The following is a 21,222-nucleotide window of genomic DNA, read 5'->3' as shown; positions in this document are numbered from 1 at the left end:
CACTGCTCATGCAGTGGTTTTTTTCACCTTATAAATGCACAGAATTTCATTTTTTTTTAAGCTAAACCCGTTATACTGCATAAGAAATCATATAATTCTAACAAGGTAACTCAGACAAGAGTTCCCATAGATATTGCAATGAGGCAATCACCCCTATGCGTCCATTACACCCAATTGACTTTATTTTTCTATCTTTGGAAAAACGGCAACAACCCATGCACGTGGGCGGTCTATTTTTATTTCAAATTCCAGACAACGCAGCCGCATCTTTTATTCAAGATTTAGTCTCAGATATTCGAAACTCAAAGTCGATTCCCATTCCACCTTTTAATAACAAATTGAATGGGTTCTTTTGGGATGAAGATGAAGAATTTGATTTAGATCATCATTTTCGCCATATTGCCTTACCACAGCCTGGTCGAATTCGTGAATTACTTACTTATATCTCACAAGAACATAGCGCACTCATCGACCGTGCTAAACCTTTATGGACCTGCCATATTATTGAAGGAATAGAAGGCAACCGCTTTGCCATGTATTTCAAAATCCACCACGCCATGGTAGATGGTATTGCAGGTATGCGTCTGGTACAAAAATCTCTTGCGCATGATCCAACAACCAAAAGTATTGTACCGCCTTGGTGTGTTGAAGGCCCGCGTGCAAAACGCTTAAAACAGCCCAAAGTCAGCCGGGCAAAAAGTATTTTAGATGGTCTAAAAAGCCAGCTACAAGCCACACCACGTGTTGCCTACGAGCTGTCTCAAACCATCATGAAAGACATGGGACGCAATCCTGACTACGTGTCTAGCTTCCAAGCGCCGAGCTCTATTTTAAATCAGCGTGTCAGCTCTTCACGTCGTTTTGCAGCACAATCATTTGAGTTTTCGCGTTTGCGTCATATTTCCAATGCATTGGGTGTGACGATTAACGATACCGTACTGGCGATTTGTTCAGGCGCACTGCGTGAATATTTAATTCATCAAAATGCACTTCCGAAAAAACCATTGATCGCTATGGTCCCTGCTTCTATTCGTGATGATGACTCAGAAACATCAAACCGTATCACCATGATTTTAGCGAATTTGGGTACGCATAAAGATGATCCACTAGAACGTTTAAAAATAGTGCGTCGCAGTGTGCTGAATGCCAAACAACGCTTTAAACGCATGAATGCGAATCAAATTTTGAATTATAGTGCGTTTATTTATGGTGCTGCTGGCTTAAATATTGCGTCTGGCCTTATGCCAAAACGTCAAGCGTTTAACCTTGTTATTTCAAATGTGCCAGGCCCTCAAGAGCCTTTGTATTGGAATGGTGCACGTTTAGAAGCCTTGTATCCTGCTTCTATTATTTTGGATGGCCAAGCGCTGAACATTACAATGACCAGTTATATGGATAAATTGGAAGTGGGTTTAACTGCTTGTCGTAATGCATTACCTAAAATGCAGAACTTACTTACCCATTTAGAAGATGAGATTCAAACCTTTGAAGCAATTGTGAATGCCAATCACCCAAAGTTGCAAGCGGTCAGTTAGATTCTCCAATCTGATCGCATTAAAAGAACTTAGCAATCAAATTTAAATCATCTCACTCCCCCTCAGCTTGAGGGTTGAGACTTCAAAATGACAAAAAAATAAGGGGCTCTATATGCCCCTTATTTTTTAATGTGTCTACACTGTTTTAATAATTCATGACAAGCTGAACGAATCATAGATGCTGTAATTTGTACTTCATTACCACGCTCATCTACGATGTAAGCCGTATGCATATTTTTTGCATCTAGTACATGTTTTAAGCCTGTTTCAATCACTGCTTTACTTACACCCATCACACACCTCACTTTGCTAAACCATTTCCCCTCTCTCAATTGAGAAATGGCTTTGGCTATTCGATGTGTCTAGTATTGTAAATCTGAGATTAAAAGTAAAATTTCAGATGTAACAAGTGTTTAACGATATTCTGTTACAATTTCAACTCAGAATGATATCGTATTGCTCTTGCGTATACAGATTTTCCACCTGAAACTTGATTACACGACTAATAAAGTGCTCTAAATCGGCCACTGCAGGTGCTTCGGCTGTTAACAATCGGTCAATCACTGACGGGTGTGCAACCACGGTAAAGCCACCTTGCGATTCAAAAGCACGCGCATATCGTAAGATTTCTCGAAATATTTCATAACATACTGTCTCTGCAGTTTTCACATAACCGCGTCCCTGACAAGTTGGGCAGGACTCACACAACAAGTGCTCTAATGACTCACGTGTGCGCTTACGTGTCATTTCCACCAAACCCAGTTCAGAGACTTGGGTAATTTTGGTTTTGGCATGATCACGTTCGAGCATTTTTTCAAACTGGCTCATCACCTGTTCACGATGCTGTGCTTCTTGCATGTCAATAAAATCAATAATAATAATGCCACCTAAGTTACGCAGTCTTAATTGACGGGCGATCACTTGTGTTGCTTCCATATTGGTTTTAAAAACAGTATCTTCCAGTGAACGACCACCGACATAAGAGCCTGTATTTACATCAATGGTGGTCATTGCTTCGGTCTGGTCAATCATCAGATAACCGCCCGACTTTAAAGCCACACGCGTCTGTAAGGCTTTTTGAATATCTTCTTCAACATTATACAAGTCGAAAATTGGACGCTCACCTGGATAGTGAATGAGGCTATCGCGCATATTCGGTACAAAAACGTCTACAAAATCTTTGAGTTTGCCGTGAATTTCTCGTGAATCGACATGAATTTTAGCGGTGTTTTCGTTGGCCAAATCACGTATAACACGCTGTGGTAAAGGTAGCTCTTCAAAAATTAGCGATGGAACTGCAATACTTTTTTGCTTACGTTGTATGTATTCCCACAGCTTGGCCAAATAAGCCATGTCTTGTGCAATGGCTGCTTCTTCAATACCATCCGCTGCCGTTCTCACAATAACTGAACCAGGAAGCTTATGCTCGGCTTGAATACGCTCGATAATGCCACGTAAGCGATCACGCTCCTCTTCAGACTCAATGCGCTGTGATACACCTGTATGACTACCAAAAGGCATCATGACCAAGTAGCGAGAAGGAATAGATAGGTCTGTGCTTAATCGTGCGCCTTTGGTACCGAGCATATCTTTCATGACTTGAACCGTCAGGATCTGCCCAGGTTGGAGTAATTCAAAGACATTGGGTGTGGGTTGATTACGTGGCCAAACCATATCATTGATATGCAAAAAAGCTGTACGTGAGAGACCAATATCAACAAAAGCAGCTTGCATACCCGGAAGCACACGCACCACTTTTGCCTTATAAATATTGCCCACCAATCCACGTTTAACAGTGCGCTCAACAAATAGCTCATTGACGGTGCCATTTTCAATTAAAGCCACACGACATTCCATCGGTGTGACGTTAATCAACAATTCGTCAGACATAATAAGACTCAAAACATTATAAAAATTCTGTATTGCAGTTAATTTAGTACCTTAACTGTCTTTAATAACTCTACTGTCTCGTGCAAAGGTAAGCCAACCACATTGGAATAGCTTCCTTCAATGCGGGGAATATAGCGCGCAGCTATTCCCTGTATCGCATAGGCTCCCGCCTTGCCAACAGGTTCACCCGTCGCCCAATAGTCTTCCATATCTTGCACAGTAAGTGTTTGAAATTCAACCTGTGTACGCACTACTATACTGTAAATTTTATCTTTTGTACGTACACAAACGCCAGAATACACATCATGGGTGCGACCAGAAATTTGTTGCCACATTTCAAATGCGTGTTGCTTAGATATAGGCTTGCCTAAAATTACACCATCTACCCCTAAACTGGTATCGGCAGCAATAATCACGGAATCAGGAAAATGCGCTTGGACAGCTTCAGCTTTTTGAAGCGACAGACGCTCGACGTAGTCTGCAACATGTTCATGTGCTCGAACCGACTCGTCGATGTCTGGGCTAAAAATATCAAACGCAAGCCCGAGCTGTGTGAGCAATTCACGGCGCCGTGGCGAGCTTGAGGCAAGAACTAGATGCGCCATTTATGTAGAAAATAATAAATGACAGGCCAAAACAAAATGCTGGTAAGCAAGGGTTGCCAATGGCGCGCAAATGAAAAGTGAACACCACTCATGACCTGCGTCAGCCAAACAATGGTTAAGTGCGCTAAAACAGCCAAAGCACTAATAATCCATAAATTGCTAAACGTCAGTATACGGCGTTCACGGGTTAAAAACCGTGAAAGAAAGGCAATAAGTACAAAACTTAATGCATTCATCCCCAATGGGGAATCTAAAAGTAAATCTGCAAATAAACCTGTGCCAAAAGCGAACCAAATGCCACACCATGTAGGTTGACACAATACCCAAAAGAGCATGATTAACAACATGAATAATGGTCGCCACCCCGTGATCTCATAAGATAAAGGGTATACCATCAGGATCGACCCTAAAATGACCGAAAAAATAATGGCCATTAAAGGATCGCGTTGTACTTTTGGACTTTGTTTAGCGATCAGCATTCGGTTGCTCCATCGCTAAAGAATCTGAAAATAAAACCACAACGTGATGTCCGCCTGCCAATTGAGCTGCAGGTATTACATCAATTTTAGCAAACTCGCCTGAATTATGACGGCTCACTTTTGCCACTGTCCCCACCAAATAGCCCGCTGGAAAATGTGCGCCTAAGCCTGAGCTATACACTTTTTCACCTACTTTGATGTTGGCACTGGTTGGTACATATTCCATTTTTAAATGGCCTAAATCGCCTGTACCCGTAACAATTGCACGCATACCCGTATGTTCAAGCCGTACCGATAAAGAATGTTCTTTATCAGAGAGCAACATCACACGACTACTATGCGGATAGACATTGATAATTTGCCCCATCACGCCTTTATCATCAAGCACGGTTTGGCCAACGCGCAGTTGACTGGTTGAACCGCGGTTAATCACAATAATATGACGTAGAGGGTCAGCATCTGTACCAATCACTTCTGCAATCTCCATACGCCCATCAATAATAAGAGGTGTATCGAGTAAACCACGCAAGCGTGTATTTTCTGCAGAAAGCTCAGAAAGCTTTTGTAAGCGCACTTGTGCCTGCAATAGCTCTGCCTGCATAGCAGTGTTTTCACGGCGCAGTTGTGCTTCTGATTTGGTTTGCTGGTTGAGCCATTCTCGCGATAACACTGGATAGCTTGCCATGGCATAAATGGGGTTATATGCCGCGTACAAGACGTCTCTGGCCGGTTGAATTACGTGTGGCATGCGCCAATCAAAGAATAGCACAACCAAGCACGTAATTACCGCAATGATAAATGAGCGAAAAGATGGCGGTTGTCTAGAAAACAGTTGAGTTTGCACCCGCCCAGTCCTTTTCTTAGCCTACAAATAACATGTCGTGATTTGGATTATCAAAGAAATCTAGAACTTTTCCACCACCACGAGTGACACAAGTTAGAGGATCTTCAGCAACCACCACAGGCAAGCCCGTTTCTTTCGCAAGAAGTTTGTCTAGGTTACGTAGTAATGCACCACCACCTGTAAGCACAATACCGCGCTCAGCGATGTCTGAAGACAGCTCTGGTGGCGTTTGTTCCAAAGCAGATTTTACTGCTGAAACAATGCTTTGTAATGGATCAGAAATCGCTTGAGTAACTTCATCCGATGTTACTGTAATCGCACGAGGTACACCCTCTGCCAAGTTACGGCCACGAACTTCAATCTCAAGTGGTTTTTGGCCTTCATCAGGCAATGCCATACCCACTTCTTTTTTAATATTTTCAGCAGTGGTTTCACCAATCACACAACCATGCGCTTTACGCACGTAGTTAATGATTTGCTCATCAAATACATCACCACCGATACGGAGTGAGTCTGCATATACACAACCTTGTAGCGAAATAATCGCAATTTCAGTTGTACCACCACCCACATCAACCACCATAGAACCGCATGCTTGCTCTACAGGCATGCCCGCACCAATTGCAGCCGCCATTGGCTCTTCAATTAAACGTACGTCACGTGCGCCAGCGTTATACACGGCTTCACGAATAGCACGACGTTCAACCAAAGTTGATTTGCATGGCACACATACCACAACACGTGGCGCTGGTGGGAAGAGACGTTTTTCATGCACTTTGCCAATAAATTGGTTCAGCATGGTTTCAGTCACTTCAAAGTCTGCAATCACACCGTCTTTCATTGGACGGATAGCAGAAATGTTGGCTGGTGTACGACCTAGCATTTGTTTCGCGTCAAGACCTACTGCGGCAACGATTTTTTGTGAACCACTGTGACGAATAGCCACAACCGTGGGTTCATTTAATATAATGCCTCGTCCTGGCGCATAAATAAGTGTATTTGCAGTACCTAAATCAATGGCTAGATCAGGCGAAAACAAGCCAATTAGTCGTTTTAGAATCACGGGGACGTTCTCAGTTAAACTTTTATATGGACGCAAGGTGGCAACTTTAACTAAATGTGATGATTTGAACAAGTCAATCGCTTATTATAAGCCTCGATATTTTGAATTTTTTTAATACTGATTAGGTAATGTTATGTCTACAACGGATGCACAGCATTCTGCAGATCTCAATGCACAAACAGTTTCATCGATTGCCCATCTGGCTCGATTGTCGCTAGATGACACGCAATCTGCTGAATATGCTCAAAGTTTAAATAAAATTTTAGGCATGATGGACACCTTAAAAGGTATCAATACAGATGGTGTTGAACCATTAAAGAGCCCATTTGATCATCCACAACCATTACGTCAAGACGTGGTATCAGAAAGCAATCATCGCGATGAATATCAAGCAGTTGCGCCAAGCGTGCAAGAAGGCTTGTACCTTGTACCTCGCGTAATTGAGTAATTTCCGATCAAACGCACTATTGTTTCAAATTAAACGTAAAGAAATATTTCTCATGACAGATTTACATCGCTTATCAATTCGTGAATTGTCTGAAGGTTTGGCGGGCGCTAAATTTTCTTCACGCGAATTGACCGAACATTATTTAAAACGCATTGAAAAAATCGATGCTCAAGTCAAATCATACGTGACCGTCACTGCGGAACAAGCACTTGCACAAGCCGATGCTACTGATGCTGCCATCAAAGCGGGCACTGCATCTGTTTTGACTGGTGTTCCAATTGCGCACAAAGACATCTTTTGTACCCAAGGCATTAAAACCACAGCTGGTTCTAAAATGCTGGATAATTTTATCTCTCCTTACGACGCAACCGTTGTAGCGAAAGGTAAAGCTGCGGGCCTTGTCACTTTAGGTAAAGTGAACATGGATGAATTTGCAATGGGTTCAACCTCTGAAAATTCATACTACGGCGCAACTGCTAACCCATGGAACTTAAGCCATGTACCAGGTGGTTCATCTGGTGGTTCTGCAGCGGCTGTAGCTGCTGATCTCGCACCCTTTGCAACAGGTACAGACACAGGCGGTTCAATCCGTCAGCCTGCATCTTTCTGTGGTTTGACTGGTCTTAAACCAACGTATGGTCGTGTATCACGCTTCGGTATGATTGCATACGCATCATCTTTAGACCAAGGCGGCCCAATGGCGCGTTCGGCAGAAGACTGTGCATACCTCATGAACGTGATGGCAGGTCATGACGCGAAAGATTCAACTTCGGTTGAAAAAAACGTAGACAACTATGTGGCTAACCTTAACGGCACATCGGTAAAAGGCTTACGCATTGGTATTCCGAAGCAATACTTTAATGTTGCTGGCTTAGATGCTGACGTAAAAGCACGTGTTGAAGAATCTCTGAAAAAGCTTGAAGAAATGGGCGCAATCTTGGTTGAGATTGACCTCACCATGACGGATGCTTATGTACCTACCTACTACCTGATTGCGCCTGCTGAAGCATCGTCTAACTTACAACGCTTTGACGGTGTACGTTATGGCTACCGTGCAGAAAATCCAGTTGATTTGATGGATCTTTACAAGCGTTCACGCTCTGAAGGTTTTGGTAAAGAAGTTCAACAACGTATCTTGATTGGCACCTATGCGTTATCAGCTGGATACTACGATGCTTATTATGTGAAAGCACAAAAAGTACGTCGTTTAATCCAACAAGATTTCTTAAAAGCATTTGAATCTGTAGATGTGATTGCTGCCCCTGCTGCCCCAACAACTGCGTATAAGATTGGTGCAAACCTTTCTCCTGTAGAAATGTACTTGGGCGACATCTACACCATCGCAGTGAACTTGGCAGGTCTTCCTGCGATCAACGCGCCTGTTGGTTTTGACAAAGACAACTTGCCTGTTGGCTTACAGCTGATTGGTAACTACTGGTCAGAATCTCAATTGTTGTCTGTGGTGCATCAGTACCAACAAGCAACGGATTGGCATACTAAACGTGCTGCGATTGCTGAGGAGAATGCATAATGGCTAAGAACGCTGCTAAACCAAAATCTAACCTGATTGATGGTTGGGAAGTCGTTATTGGTATTGAGATTCACACTCAGCTTGCAACCAATACTAAAATTTTCTCAGGTTCATCCACTGTATTTGGTCAAGACCCAAATACACAAGCGAGCCTTGTTGACCTTGCAATGCCGGGCGTATTGCCAGTATTGAACAAAGAAGTGGTTGATCTTGCAATTCGCTTTGGTTTGGGTATTGATGCTTACATCGACCAAGCTTCTGTATTTGCTCGTAAAAACTATTTCTACCCAGATTCTCCTAAAGGCTACCAAATCAGCCAAATGGACAACCCGATTGTGGGCTTGGGTCATATCGACATCCAGCTTGAAGACGGCACAGTAAAACGCATTGGCGTTACCCGTGCGCACCTTGAGGAAGATGCAGGTAAATCGATCCATGACCAATTTGAAGGCATGTCAGGCATCGACTTAAACCGTGCAGGCACACCTTTACTTGAAATCGTATCTGAACCAGATATGCGTTCGGTTGAAGAAGCGGTTGCCTACATTAAAGCAATTCACACTTTAGTGCGTTGGTTAGGCATTTCTGACGGCAACATGGCTGAAGGTTCGTTCCGTGCTGACTGTAACGTGTCTTTACGCCGTCCGGGTCAACCGTTTGGTACGCGTTGTGAGTTGAAAAACTTAAACTCTTTCCGCTTCATTGAACAAGCGATTAACGTTGAAATTGAACGTCAAATGGAAATCCTAGAATGGGATGGCACAATTGACCAAGAAACGCGTTTATTCGACCCTGTGAAGATGGAAACACGTTCAATGCGTTCGAAAGAAGAAGCGAACGATTACCGCTACTTCCCTGACCCTGACTTGTTGCCTGTGATCATTGCAGATGCACAAATTGAAGCAGCTCGTGCTGCGTTACCTGAGTTGCCTGCTGCACGTCGTGCGCGTTTCGTGGCTGACTTTGGCGTGACTGAGTACGATGCTCACGTGCTTACGCTTACTCGTGAAATGTCAGAGTTTTACGAAGACGTAGTAAAAGCTGCAGGCGGCGCTGCGCAAGGTAAAGTGGCTGCAAACTGGGTGATGGGTGAATTCTCTGGTGCTTTAAACAAAGCAAGCTTAGAACTAGCAGATGCTCCTGTTACAGCAGAAAAACTTGGTGGCATGATTGCACGTATTGTGGACAACACAATTAACGGTAAGATTGCGAAGCAAGTGTTTGGCTTTATGTGGGAAGAAGGCAAAACTGCGGATGAAGTGATTGCGGAAAAAGGCTTGAAACAGGAAACTGATATAGGCGCGATTGAAGCGATTATTAAAGACGTACTTGCAGCTAACGAGAAGATGGTTGAAGAGTATAAATCTGGTAAAGAGAAAGCCTTTAACGGTCTTGTTGGTCAAGTGATGAAAGCTGCAAAAGGTAAAGCTAACCCTGCTCAAGTAAATGAATTAATGAAGAAATTGATTGGTTAATCTGACCTTTCTTTAAAAGAAAACCCGCTTTAGAGCGGGTTTTTTTAAGGTAAAAATTCCTTTTCCCAATGTTTGTAACTATTAGCTAATATAACTCTCTTTCTAATTGATGAATTTTCTTCTTTAATCATGGAAAATGTACATTGAGGAGTTTCCATCGAACGCAGTACATCTAAACCCTTTCCTAAAGTGCATACATAATCATCAAATTGGATAAACCTATCATGTGCTAATATTCGAAAATAATTAGCATTACAAGAAATTAGATGAAGCTTATTATAGTTATTTTTCAAAGACCCTACATTAATTGTCGTAAACTCATCAATAATATCAACATAACTATTAGACCCACTGGTAGACCCTAATGAAATTATAGTTATATTGTATTTTTTACCATTTAAACTTAATTTTTCAAAAAGATAATCAATGCTAGTTTTTCTACCTTTTCTCTTATCTTCAATAATATTCCTTAAAAAATACTGATCAATAATCACAATATTTTTTGTAAATTTAGATAAAACTTCAAACTTATCTTTCCATATTTTTTCATTGTCATCCTGATGATCTATATCTGAATTTGATGCCAAAATAGATTGTTGAAAATTTTCAGAATGATCTAAATCATCAACTTCAACAACTTCAAATTTAGAAGATGGGCAATAACAAATATAATTTGGTAATTGATGTATTAACTCTAGGGATACAGGCTCAGTAATACCTGTTTTGAAATGATCTTTTAAGGCCATAATATTTGTGTAATCATCATAATCACAAAATATTTTCCATCTATTCGACGATTTTATAGTTTTATAATCTGCAAATGCATCTATCCATTCTTGATAGACTTGAGCTGGAATTTTCTTTTTTAGACTTTCCAACAAAATAACTTCATCTTGATGATCACCGAAAACCAACACACCATGCTCTTTCCATTTTTTAAGTAAATTACGACTAGTACTTTTACTTCGTAAATCATCTGATTCTAGAAAAGATTCATCTAAGGCAAACTCTGTCAACATGTTAAATTATCTCATCTTCTTTCTTTTATACGTTCTTCAAAAAAACCCTCAGGCCAAAAATCTATAAAATCACCATCCTCATCTAAACGTATTTGAACTACTTGAGCGCCATCTTCTTTATTTTTACTCGGTAAAACATAGAGAATTGAAATATCTTCAGGCTTTAATGTTTTTCCATTAATTTTCTTTTTGTTACGCATCAATTTTTGAATTCTCAAAAGAAGTGCTTCACTATGCGTTTCAATAATCCACTGATTTGATGTACTAGTTTCAACAAAAAACTCTGCTAATTCAGCTTGTAATTTTGGATGTAAATGAATTTCTGGTTGTTCTACACAGATTACAGAATCTTCCCTCACTATACCTTCTACTAGAATTGGTAATATTTGCCCAATACCAAAACCTACATCTAATGGTGAAACACTCACATCATTTCTTTTATCTTCTAACTGGATTTGAATTAACGGTTCAGTATTACGCTCTCCAATTGGCTTTGGAGTAAACTTATAAGGAATATCAAATAAGTCAAACCAATCATTAATTTTTCTTGTTAAAACCTCTTTATCTCTTTTCAAGAAATAAGCAATATTTTCGCCTTCTTTTCCAACAGTAACCTCAAATTCAGTATCAATAGAATAATATCTTTTAGGATTACTTCTCAAAGGACCAAGATAGCTTATTTTTTTTAGTTCTTTCTTTACAAAATTCGAATGACTACTTAATTTTTCACCCAAAAAATGCATAACATCAAACCATTTATCTTCAGCATTTTTTTCTTTTAATTTTTTAAAAACATCCGCATGATTTTCAAATGTTATTCCCTTTGGTATAGCAATTTCATCTTCTGAATTAAATGAAAAAGCTGCCATAATTATATCTATAATTTCATCAGTCAACTCTTCATCATCTAAAGATATTCTATGATTAGGCGACACATGCAGGTCATAACTTCTAGTATTCCTAGTATTATCTAAGATGAATTTATTAATCAATGAATAACCAAAGTTTTTTCTTCTATTATAATCTTCAAAATCAATCTTCTTTAAATATGAGAAGCCTTGTTGATCACTAGATTTTTTATTAATATTTTTATCGTATAAACTATATATAAAATTCGCAGACAGCTTATCTACATATTCATACTTATTAGAGTTTCTATCTGCAAATTTCAAATGAAAGGAAATATCTCTATTACTTTCATGTGAATATACCATCGTTGAATAGTTACCTACATCCAAAACTCGCTTATCTGAATAAACACCACCTTTTAAAGTTGAAAATAGTATTGACTGCTTTAAGACCATTAGTGAATGAATAATTGAACTTTTTCCAGATGAGTTCGCACCATAAATTAAAGTAATTGGTGCTAAATTCAACTCTTGTAAATGAGCAAAAGCTTTAAAATTCTCAATTCCTATTTTTTTTAACATATTTTTCATCAATAAAATATTCCACTACAGATTACTTTTTTTCAAAAAAAACAGCAATATCTACTTAAGAACAATAATTTACATTTGAATACCACCTCCGTAAGAAAGCATCAGACTGTGAATTCAAAAAGCGTATACTTAACCTAACCTTTCAGTATCTCCCAATCCATGACCAAAAACCTCACTACCTGATCGGCTTTAGCGCCATCTTGCTTTGGTCAACCATTATTGGATTATTGAAAAAAGTCAGCGCAAATATCGGCGCAGACTTAGCCGTCCTGTTTATGTATAGCTTAAGTGCAGTACTGCTATTTGCCCTATTTCGTATTCCCAATCTAAAACAAATCCCACGTACTTATCTGTATGGGGCAAAAGTGATTTCTATTACCAAACCTGAAGACTTAGGTCGTCTCCAACTTTCAAAGTCACTTTAAATTTCCCTCACCCCACTTGCGAAGCAGTACTTCTCATCCCAAAGGGATGAGGGAGAAACCATTACAATCATTACAATCATTACAATCATTACAATCATTACTAATTAAATACTTTTATAAAATTAATATTGGAAGTTCCCTCTCCTGAGCAAGTTTTAAAGCATTGCTTTTAAAACGATGCGCAAGTGAGGATCAGGAGAGCTAATCATTAATACTTTAAAAAATTCTCCAACTCATCTGCCCTTTGCGCTGTCATATCCATAAAACAGCCAGCACTCGTTACACGCACGATCGAACCGCCATCAGGATCATAATAAAACTTACAGTTCGCATCCCGATACTTCATCCATAAACGCTGTGTATCTTGTAGCTCTTTTTTACGTGTTGCGCTTAAGGTATTCATCAAATTTTTATAAGCCTTATTCAAGCGCACATCTTGCCGTTTTGTTTCTGCTGCTATGCACTCCACCATGCTTGCAGTCACACCGCCAGCTTTGTCCATACAGCCATTAAATTGCTTACTTAGATTACGCTCACCTGCCTGCCCCATTTGCATAAAACCAAAAACACATAGCAACGAAAACATGATTTTCTTGAACATAGCGCTCTCTATTCTTTTCATTTTATTTTGAAATATTTATAGCCTTAAAGCCTTTATATAAACTTAGGCACCACAGCATTTCAAACTCACTTCAAAATACTGTGGCTCACTAGATAATCAATCAGATTAAGCTTTAGCAGTAAACTTAACGGATCACGCCCAACTTATTAAACAATTCAGGCGTTAAAAATGTCGTCACCAATTTATTTAAATCGATATAACGCACAACACCTTTTAGCTGATCTTTCACTTCAGGGGTTTTTAAAATTTCTTCACCCGTAATACTGCCTAACTCTTGAAAACTTTCACCTACCGCCTGAAGGCCTTCAGCTTTAATCACCGCTTGTGTTTGCGCAGAGCATTGCTCAGTCAAAATTCGTTGCAAAGTTTGCGCTAAGTTTTTATCTAACTGTGTACGCTGTTCTTCATTCACATTACTAAATTTTTTTAATTCTGGATGCGCCGATAACGCCACAAAAGTCCATTGCAATACCGCAGTTTTATCTGCAGCTGTGGTGGACTTCACTAAGCACTGACTCAACTGGTCTACAGTTTGCCCTGCATTCGCCACTTGCATGCCCGTCAGCATAGTAAAGGCCATAATAGCCGAGCAAATTAAACCAGAGCGTTTATTAATTTTTTGATTTACCACCAATGCCATGTGCTTACTCCAAAACGAAAACAGCCTAGTTGTACCACATTGGCAGAACTAGGCTGTTATTACTCTTGTAAATATTTAAAGCAAGTCACTTACATTTGACTCAGCATGTGCTTTGCCCCTGGATGATTATAATTTGTAGCAAGGTTTTGTAGTACACGTTTGGCTTGTCCTTTAGCATTTGGAAAGCGCGAGTTATAGCTTGAAATACTGGTTAAGCAACGCGCCACCAGCATGCCAGATTCAGTATAAATACGAGTACCGTCGGTGCCTTGTTGTTTGCCGTAGTTATAAGCCAACTGTGCATTGTTACATGCGTTATTTAAATTTTTACCGCTGTTAATATCACGGCGTGCAGCCACATATAGCTTCATCTGCTGTTGCTGTGAACTGTCAATAACACTCGCTCTGATAGGTTCTACTACAGAGGTTTCTTTTTTCTCTGCTGGCTCTTTAACTTCCTTCGTTTCTTTTACCAAGCTCGCTTTTGTAGCGATGGCTTTGGGTGTTGCTACTGGTGTTTTTTTAGTATTGGCTATGCTGAGCCCGGTATTTTTATAAAATTGTCTGGCTTCGCTGGCACTCATGAGCTGTACATTTAAGCGAATAGCGCGTGCATCGGGATATTGCGTTGAACGTACATCCGCCGTAGGTTCAATCGACACAATCCAGCTATTACTCTGCTGGCATTGATACGCACCAATTGCCTGTTTTACATTAGGCTCATTGTTCAAGCTGGTTTTAGTTTTAGTATTTTTGATATTGGCCAAATTACTTTTGTGCAATAGCGTAAAATGCCCACCATTGGCATGGCAATACTTTGCCAGCTGTGCACGGGGTATGAGTGATTGTGGCTCGGCCTGCTTATTGGCACGTCCCCATGCATATACGTAGTCTTGATCGCTTAAACGATTTTGCGTAATAAACTGCTCTGCAGATGTATAACGCGTCATTGGGTCTGCTCCCAAAGAATTCATCGTGGCGCAACCATGCAGTAGCATACTTGCACTACCAATCACTACCAAAGCTTTAGCTTTCACAGCCATCTACTCACTTATGATGGAACGCTAAATTTAAACGAAGTAGCCTAAAAATTCAATCATAAGTATTTGTTTTAAAAGTTATTTTTATATGAACGGCGTACTGTTTTTATTCCCAAAAAGCGACATAACCTACGCTTTTTAGCACAAAAATAGACTTGGCTAACGCTTCTGTTCAAACTTTTCAATTAACATTCAATCCTCTACATGCCGACCTACATTTACTGCGTATACGTTTTACGACCAACCTTAAGCTAGAACAGATCGTTTCAAAAAAAATCCCGCGTAAAGCAGGCTAAATTTATCATGCAATCAATTAAGCTTATTTATCGAGTGTCGATTCAAATGCTTTTAAACGCTTATAAATAGACAATAATTCAATAATCGTGGGCCACGATGAAATTAAATATTGAAACGATTCGCGTACTTTGCCAAATACATTACTAATCTGCATCATTAAACCCAAAGTAATCGCACCCGCAGCAATACTTGGAAACAACACGAATAAACCATAGAGATTATCTAACTGCATATACCAAATACGCACTAAATTAAAATAAGCATAATGGAAATATAATCTGAAATAGTTAAAGCGTACTTTACTAAAAAGCTCTTTCAGCGTTTGTGGATCGGCACGGTTTTCATAGTCTTCTCCATAGACCAATTCTTTACGGTAAGCCGCTTCTACTTTCTGATTATTAAACTCAAGGCCAGGCAGTTTATAACCTACTAACATTAAAATGACTGTACCCAAAACCGCCCACGAAATCGCAGCCCACACCAAGGCGTAGGGTATTTCACCTACAATAGGTAATGCTTTCACATGTGAAGATAAACTCAGCAATACGGGTAAAAAAGCCAACAGGGTCATGAGTGCTTCAACCAAGCTTACCCCTAAACTTTCAACAGTTTTGGCAAAACGCATGGTGTCTTCTTGAATACGCTGTGATGCCCCTTCAATATGGCGTAACTGTTCCCAATGTGCTGTGTAATAATCATTCATTGCAGTACGCCAGCGAAATACATAATGGCTCACAAAGAACAGATTAAATACAGCTGTGGTCACATACACCATCGCCACATACAAAAAAGTCAATACGCCACTATAGAGCTGGTTAACATCACCGCCACCACTACTGAGCATTTTTTGAATCAGGTCATAAAATGGGTTATACCATGCATTGACCACAACACTCATTTGCACACCAAACCAGATGTTAAACAAGATAAAAGCCGATCCCCAAACAGACCAAGCCTGCCATGGATTATTTGATTTCCATTTCCAAAACAGCGCAAATAGCGCAGTGGAGATAAAAAACCATAAATAAAACCATAAAAATGAGGCTGTCCAAAAACGACTAATTCCAATTGGAAGCTCTGCGGTGGCATAACCTTCTGCAAAACCAAGATAACTTCCCCAGCTTTCGCCACCGCTATACCAAAGGGCTAAATTGATGACAAACCACAGAATAAGCGATCCAAAAAACCATTTTGGATTTGGAAAAAAAGACTTGAACATAAGCGAATAAAGTTCCTTTTATTATTGCTCTTAGCATAGGGGCTGATCATAAAGCTTAAATCAAATTTTTATTATGATAATTTCAGTATTTTGATGATTCGTTTGTAAAAATTAAGTCTATTTTCAGTTCCATCGTATTTGCTTGTGACTACATATCCCAATAAATCTAGCCAATCCTTACAAGTAAAAACAGACATCCATTGCAAGCAGTACAAAGTAAACTATTTTCCTACAGTTCAATTCAAGCCTTTTTTACTTTTCATAGTCTAACAATCTGTTTTTGCTCAGCTCGTTTCGCTATGGGCAACCTAAAAACCAGCCTCTTTGATTATATTTATACGCCTACAACGATTATTTTTATAACCCCCTATAAAATAGCAATAAATATTAAATTCTAAAAATATTTTTATAAAATCATTGTTTAAAATATAACTCAAGAATGATCACAATTATGTATTAAAGTATGACCAAATTATTAAGCTGTTTTTATTTTATTGAACTATCGCTCAATATTTACAAAAATGGTTAAATAATAAAAATTATGTTATGCTTATTAAAAATACAACACCACTCGGGGAGGTATATATGGAAAACCTTGTCATTGAATTGCTTAAACCTGTGACACTTAAAAAAGAAAACTGTAACCCAATGATTTTTGAATCAGGTACAGTACTTAAAGTGATCATGCATACACCTGAAGGCCTATTGGTATCTGATGATTCGAACTTTAACTTCACCATTTCAATGAAAGACCAAAACACGATTTGGCGCGAAATTTAAATTAAAACTGTATTGCTGTATCTTTCATGAGCTTCCCCCAAAGCTCCACACACTCAGGTACAGCATTCAGCGTTTTATCCACATTCTAAAAAGGATTTAACTTGTGATTGAGTTAAACAGATTTATCAGCTCTCCCTACGGTCTAGTAATCCATTCCAGTTATACATCAAGTTATTTTGCGTGATTTAGAGAATTAATCAGTCACTCAAAATACATCTATATTTCTTATATACTGCGAAATAAGATTAAAGCAGATGACTTATTACCATATTTTGGCAGGCCTATATTTTTTGTATTGGTCTAAACTTTCACATCGACACATTCTTATTTCTATCATTATTATTTTCTTTAAAATCTAAAACGCTATCTGACATCATTACACCAAATGATCTGTAGCAGATCATTTTCATGGATATGCTTTGATCCATGGCCAAGGGAATAATAAAAACGTCAAGCTATGTCGCTTCACGCTTTAAAAATAAAACCCATCTGTTAAAATATGCATATAAAGCAAGCTGTTGCTAGTAATAGAAAGCACAAAATTCTGCTTTTCTCTTATTCAAACCATAAAGTTTCATCTGCTTAATTTTTTTTAAAAAACCACAGAATAACAGCCATATCAAGCAACAACTTATTTTGTGAATCACACGCAGGAGTGATGATATTTCTAGTTTAGAACTGGCCATTACACTGGCAAAACAACACCATGCGACTCAAGTAGATAAAGCGGGCCAACCTTATATTGAGCATCCAATGCGAGTGATGCATCAAGTTGAAGGCACTGAGGCTAAAACCGTCGCCATCATGCATGACTTATTAGAAGATACTTCAGTCCGTACCAATGACCTGATTGAATTGGGCTTTGAACCAGAAATTTTGCAGGCACTACTTGCGCTTACCAAACAGCCACATGAGAACCGTTTTATAGCAGCACAAAGAACCAAGCAAAATGCTTTGGCATGTAAAGTGAAACTAGCCGATCTGGCAGATAATATGAACTTATCGCGCTTAGGCACGATTCAAGCCAAAGACCTTGCCCGACTCGCACAATACAATATTGTGAAAGCTCAATTACTCGAAGCAGATCAAATTTATGGTTGTATTCAAGCTTTGAAGCCAAGCACGGACTACCCTGCTTTTCACTATTCAACACGAGCACAAAACTATCAATATTTGTTAAATTTGATGTTTGATCAGACTGTTCCCTACTTAGCTCAAGAATGGTGGATTTTATTTGAAGATGCCTCACAGTATTTAAGCTGGTGTAAGCGTCATCAGCAACCTGCTGAACTGTCTTATTTTTTAGCATTAATTCATTGTACGGATCGCGTATTTTTCGATGGTCAATTTGTGGATGCACATTACCATGCTGTATTTAAACAGATATTTGAGCAATTTCAGGTGGCTATACTTGAGCCATAAGCCTTAGTGCCAAAGCATAAAAAAGTTTAAATCAGGCGCTTAAAATCAACTGCCAAATACCCCGCCCTCCCTTTCAAATCGGTTTGATTCAACTGCATGTATGAGCATATACATTCAAACAATTTAGAAAGGGATGATGATAAAAATACAGGTGTGTAACGATTCTTTAATGCTCACAATTGTGTGGGCGCTCACGGCTCATCCGCAAACGCTTGATCTAATTACAGCGACGTTTTAGACCAAATCGCACCTGCCTCCGCGTTGTATTGTCGTATCTTGGCTTGTTGATAGAAGCGTAAAAATGCCAATGCAAACACGATAGTGATTAAATCAATCCACCATAAAGTCATAGGGGTTGAAGCGATCAAACTAATTATAAAACTTACAGGTGCAACTAAGCTTAAAACTATAGCAATAGCCAATAACAACTCAGGTAATGCTTTGGCCGCGCCCACCATAAAACTATAGACCAGGCTGAAAATAAAGATCAGGTAATAACTATAGACCAGAAGATGGTTCATACTTTCTAAGCCTAAATTCGCCAAACTGCCCCAGCGTCCAATCGCCATACTAACCACAACCGCAAACACACAGCCCAAACATGCACCAATGCTTAAATTTGCAATAAAGCGCACATCTTTACGTTGTTGTACTGGAGCAAGTTGTGGATTTTTTTGACGTTTAATCCGCGACTCAATCCATAAAATATTACCAGAATAAAATAAAAATGCCCCGCCGATCCCAAAGATAAAATACAGCCAACGGGTCAAGTCGCCACCATAATTACCAAAATGCAAACTAAACATAGAGCGTATCACTTGATCCATCGCGGTGGCATGCGTATTTAAATTATTGGTTCTATACGGCTGCGTTTGATAAGGATTAAACATCATCACATCAAAGCGATCGCCACGCAGCATTTGCTCTGAACTGTATAAATTGACACGTGCCGAAGCTTTCTCTGGTTTATCCAAATTGTTAAAGCTGATGGAGCTAATTTGATATTCAGGTGCTTGGCGCTGAATATTGGCAAAGATTTTTTCTACATTTAAGGGCTCGACAGGTTCAACCACTTTCATTGCGGGTGGACGTGCATATAAAGGCTTATCTTTTGAGACTAAGCCACCAATCGCGCCATAAATAACATCGTGATAAGCAAAAGCAATAACTGTCGCGCAGATTAAAATATGAAAAGGTAAACTGGTAATACCAATAACATTATGGGCATCAAGCCAAAAGCGCTTTTTATTTTTCCCTGCCCGAATGGCAAAATAATCTTTCACCAAAGTAGGTAGCAGTACAATTAAACCTGTCATTAAAGCTAAAAAGTACAAAACCGAAACAAAGCCCATGACATACATACCAACGGTATGATCGCCCAAAGTACCTGGAATACCTGCTGTTTCATGTAGTTGTTCTATGAGCCAACCCAACTTGGATAAGTTTTCCCGCTCAACATGCAAAGTTCCATCTTGTTCTAAAGTTGCCAACATCGCATTTTGATGCAGATCAATACTATGCTCATCATTTTTGACTTCAGTTGTGGCTTTCCATTGCATTGGCGCATAGTGAAACTCTTTAGAGTCGAGATTCAACTGAAAACTTTTCAGAGTTTCAGGATGCTGTGCTTGTACTTTTTCAACCAATTCATTGTATTGATGCGTTTCAATAGTATTTAAGCTTTGCGCTGGTGGTGTCGCCCATCGACTGATTTCATGTTGAAACATGCTCAGCCCACCCGCAAAAAAGCAGATGAATAATAAAACGCCAGATGTAATCCCCACCCATGTATGTAATTCTTTGGCATGGCGAATAATATCGGTACGAACTTTCACAATGATTTATCCTCGAAGCGCCAATAAAATGCCATAGGCTATACAATTCAATACGCTAAAAATTAGAACAGCTTGCCAACCTTTGGGAATGAAATAAGCAATAAATACCAAAGGCAAATACAGCCAAGGTACAGACCACATGCCCAGTTGTGGCGCTAAGGCTTTGTCTAAATGCTGAAGTCCCCAAATCGTAATAAAAGATGCCCCTGCAATCGATAGGCTTAAACCTAAAACCCAGCCTGCAAAGCTTTTCGACCACCAATCAGCTTGGATTTTTTGTTGAATGAGAAATTTCATTTGAAGTATTTTTCTTAAATAAAGCCACAAAAGGAATTAATGACCAAGCCACCAGTAGCGTCATGAGCCACATATACACGGCAACCAGCTTAGGCACAGACATCAACAGAAAGATGAGCGAAATGATGATGAAGCAGAAACCTACATATACATAACGTTTGCCCAGCGTCTGCTGAAGTAGGTTTTGATGGCGATGGCTGAAATACAATAACAAGCACCCCATCATACAGAGAATGACAGCAAGGATTTTCATGGATCTAAACCCTATGGAGAGAACGAGTGATGTCAAAACAGTAAGGGTTGATATAGACATGAGA

General features: G+C 39.4%; 21 protein-coding genes and 1 pseudogene. 7 read left to right on the top strand and 15 right to left on the bottom strand.

All coding sequences use genetic code 11. The features are described 5' to 3' along the window. Positions 1-155 precede the first annotated feature (155 nt). Positions 156-1,535 carry a wax ester/triacylglycerol synthase family O-acyltransferase gene (locus tag HYG93_RS16575; protein ID WP_120367885.1) on the top strand — a complete coding sequence of 460 codons (1,380 nt, stop codon included), beginning with the start codon at positions 156-158 and terminating at the stop codon, positions 1,533-1,535. Between the two features lie 119 nt (positions 1,536-1,654). Here the strand turns inward: HYG93_RS16575 and HYG93_RS16570 are convergent, their stop codons facing one another. The 6 genes from HYG93_RS16570 to HYG93_RS16545 all read right to left on the bottom strand — a co-directional run bounded on the left by HYG93_RS16570 (position 1,655) and on the right by HYG93_RS16545 (position 6,416). Beyond that, positions 1,655-1,828 (bottom strand): PA1571 family protein, encoded by a 174-nt coding sequence (locus HYG93_RS16570; RefSeq protein ID WP_165382474.1) that lies wholly within the window; start codon positions 1,826-1,828, stop codon positions 1,655-1,657. 142 nt (positions 1,829-1,970) lie between these two features. Continuing rightward, on the bottom strand, positions 1,971-3,425 hold the full coding sequence (gene rng / locus HYG93_RS16565) for a ribonuclease G (RefSeq protein WP_178962698.1): 1,455 nt from the start codon (positions 3,423-3,425) through the stop codon (positions 1,971-1,973). Positions 3,426-3,463: 38 nt separating this feature from the next. Further along, positions 3,464-4,030 (bottom strand): Maf-like protein, encoded by a 567-nt coding sequence (locus HYG93_RS16560; protein WP_121532723.1) that lies wholly within the window; start codon positions 4,028-4,030, stop codon positions 3,464-3,466. Further along, complete coding sequence (gene mreD / locus HYG93_RS16555; protein WP_121532721.1) at positions 4,018-4,509, bottom strand: rod shape-determining protein MreD; 492 nt, start codon at positions 4,507-4,509, stop codon at positions 4,018-4,020. Before mreD ends, HYG93_RS16560 begins: the two co-directional genes overlap by 13 nt. After that, entirely contained in the window at positions 4,496-5,353 is an 858-nt protein-coding gene (gene mreC, locus HYG93_RS16550; RefSeq protein ID WP_106984449.1) for a rod shape-determining protein MreC, read from the bottom strand. Before mreC ends, mreD begins: the two co-directional genes overlap by 14 nt. A gap of 16 nt (positions 5,354-5,369) precedes the next feature. Next, positions 5,370-6,416: a rod shape-determining protein gene (locus HYG93_RS16545; protein ID WP_106984553.1), complete on the bottom strand. Its 1,047-nt coding sequence runs from the start codon at positions 6,414-6,416 to the stop codon at positions 5,370-5,372. Positions 6,417-6,549: 133 nt separating this feature from the next. Between HYG93_RS16545 and gatC the strand changes: the two genes are divergently transcribed. From gatC to gatB, 3 genes are read left to right on the top strand one after another with little or no spacing between them, the layout of a single operon-like run. Beyond that, on the top strand, positions 6,550-6,864 hold the full coding sequence (gatC, locus tag HYG93_RS16540) for an Asp-tRNA(Asn)/Glu-tRNA(Gln) amidotransferase subunit GatC (protein WP_106984448.1): 315 nt from the start codon (positions 6,550-6,552) through the stop codon (positions 6,862-6,864). Positions 6,865-6,916: 52 nt separating this feature from the next. Continuing rightward, entirely contained in the window at positions 6,917-8,395 is a 1,479-nt protein-coding gene (gatA, locus tag HYG93_RS16535; RefSeq protein ID WP_178962697.1) for an Asp-tRNA(Asn)/Glu-tRNA(Gln) amidotransferase subunit GatA, read from the top strand. Then, positions 8,395-9,870 carry an Asp-tRNA(Asn)/Glu-tRNA(Gln) amidotransferase subunit GatB gene (gene gatB / locus HYG93_RS16530; RefSeq protein WP_178962696.1) on the top strand — a complete coding sequence of 492 codons (1,476 nt, stop codon included), beginning with the start codon at positions 8,395-8,397 and terminating at the stop codon, positions 9,868-9,870. The genes gatA and gatB overlap by 1 nt, the downstream gene beginning before the upstream one ends. Positions 9,871-9,914: 44 nt before the next feature. Here the strand turns inward: gatB and HYG93_RS16525 are convergent, their stop codons facing one another. Both HYG93_RS16525 and HYG93_RS16520 read right to left on the bottom strand, forming a co-directional pair. Then, positions 9,915-10,889 (bottom strand): hypothetical protein, encoded by a 975-nt coding sequence (locus HYG93_RS16525; protein ID WP_178962695.1) that lies wholly within the window; start codon positions 10,887-10,889, stop codon positions 9,915-9,917. 11 nt (positions 10,890-10,900) lie between these two features. Then, entirely contained in the window at positions 10,901-12,328 is a 1,428-nt protein-coding gene (locus HYG93_RS16520) for a DUF3696 domain-containing protein (protein WP_178962694.1), read from the bottom strand. Between the two features lie 200 nt (positions 12,329-12,528). Here HYG93_RS16520 and HYG93_RS16515 point away from each other — a divergent pair, with 200 nt between their 5' ends. Continuing rightward, positions 12,529-12,753, top strand: a complete 225-nt coding sequence (locus tag HYG93_RS16515) for a hypothetical protein (RefSeq protein ID WP_256733492.1) — start codon at positions 12,529-12,531, stop codon at positions 12,751-12,753. 208 nt (positions 12,754-12,961) lie between these two features. Here HYG93_RS16515 and HYG93_RS16510 read toward each other — a convergent pair whose 3' ends face one another. From HYG93_RS16510 to sbmA, 4 genes are all read right to left on the bottom strand, one after another. Beyond that, positions 12,962-13,354: a lysozyme inhibitor LprI family protein gene (locus tag HYG93_RS16510; protein ID WP_178962693.1), complete on the bottom strand. Its 393-nt coding sequence runs from the start codon at positions 13,352-13,354 to the stop codon at positions 12,962-12,964. Between the two features lie 145 nt (positions 13,355-13,499). Beyond that, entirely contained in the window at positions 13,500-14,015 is a 516-nt protein-coding gene (locus HYG93_RS16505; protein ID WP_106984442.1) for a hypothetical protein, read from the bottom strand. 89 nt (positions 14,016-14,104) lie between these two features. Beyond that, on the bottom strand, positions 14,105-15,058 hold the full coding sequence (locus tag HYG93_RS16500) for a hypothetical protein (protein WP_106984441.1): 954 nt from the start codon (positions 15,056-15,058) through the stop codon (positions 14,105-14,107). A gap of 316 nt (positions 15,059-15,374) precedes the next feature. Beyond that, positions 15,375-16,571: a peptide antibiotic transporter SbmA gene (gene sbmA / locus HYG93_RS16495; RefSeq protein ID WP_106984440.1), complete on the bottom strand. Its 1,197-nt coding sequence runs from the start codon at positions 16,569-16,571 to the stop codon at positions 15,375-15,377. Positions 16,572-17,156: 585 nt separating this feature from the next. On the opposite strand from sbmA, the gene HYG93_RS16490 reads away from it, so the two are divergent. Further along, entirely contained in the window at positions 17,157-17,351 is a 195-nt protein-coding gene (locus HYG93_RS16490; RefSeq protein ID WP_106984439.1) for a hypothetical protein, read from the top strand. 663 nt (positions 17,352-18,014) lie between these two features. Continuing rightward, positions 18,015-18,431, top strand: a pseudogene (locus tag HYG93_RS16485) (guanosine-3',5'-bis(diphosphate) 3'-pyrophosphohydrolase); the annotation flags it as partial. A 563-nt stretch (positions 18,432-18,994) separates the two neighbouring features. On the opposite strand, the gene HYG93_RS16480 reads toward HYG93_RS16485, so the two are convergent. Genes HYG93_RS16480 through HYG93_RS16470 form a run of 3 tightly spaced genes read right to left on the bottom strand, consistent with a single transcriptional unit; the run spans position 18,995 to position 21,158 of the window. Next, positions 18,995-20,608, bottom strand: a complete 1,614-nt coding sequence (locus HYG93_RS16480; protein WP_178962692.1) for a PepSY-associated TM helix domain-containing protein — start codon at positions 20,606-20,608, stop codon at positions 18,995-18,997. Between the two features lie 6 nt (positions 20,609-20,614). Continuing rightward, complete coding sequence (locus tag HYG93_RS16475) at positions 20,615-20,905, bottom strand: hypothetical protein (protein ID WP_117006443.1); 291 nt, start codon at positions 20,903-20,905, stop codon at positions 20,615-20,617. Then, a complete protein-coding gene (locus HYG93_RS16470) occupies positions 20,871-21,158 on the bottom strand; it encodes a hypothetical protein (RefSeq protein ID WP_117006442.1) in 288 nt (95 codons plus the stop codon). The genes HYG93_RS16475 and HYG93_RS16470 overlap by 35 nt, the downstream gene beginning before the upstream one ends. Between the last annotated feature and the right edge of the window lie 64 nt (positions 21,159-21,222).

Source organism: Acinetobacter sp. SwsAc6 (genome assembly GCF_013391565.1).
GTDB lineage: Bacteria > Pseudomonadota > Gammaproteobacteria > Pseudomonadales > Moraxellaceae > Acinetobacter > Acinetobacter cumulans.
Note: the sequence above shows the minus strand (reverse complement) of the source record. Positions and strands in the feature narration are given on the sequence as shown.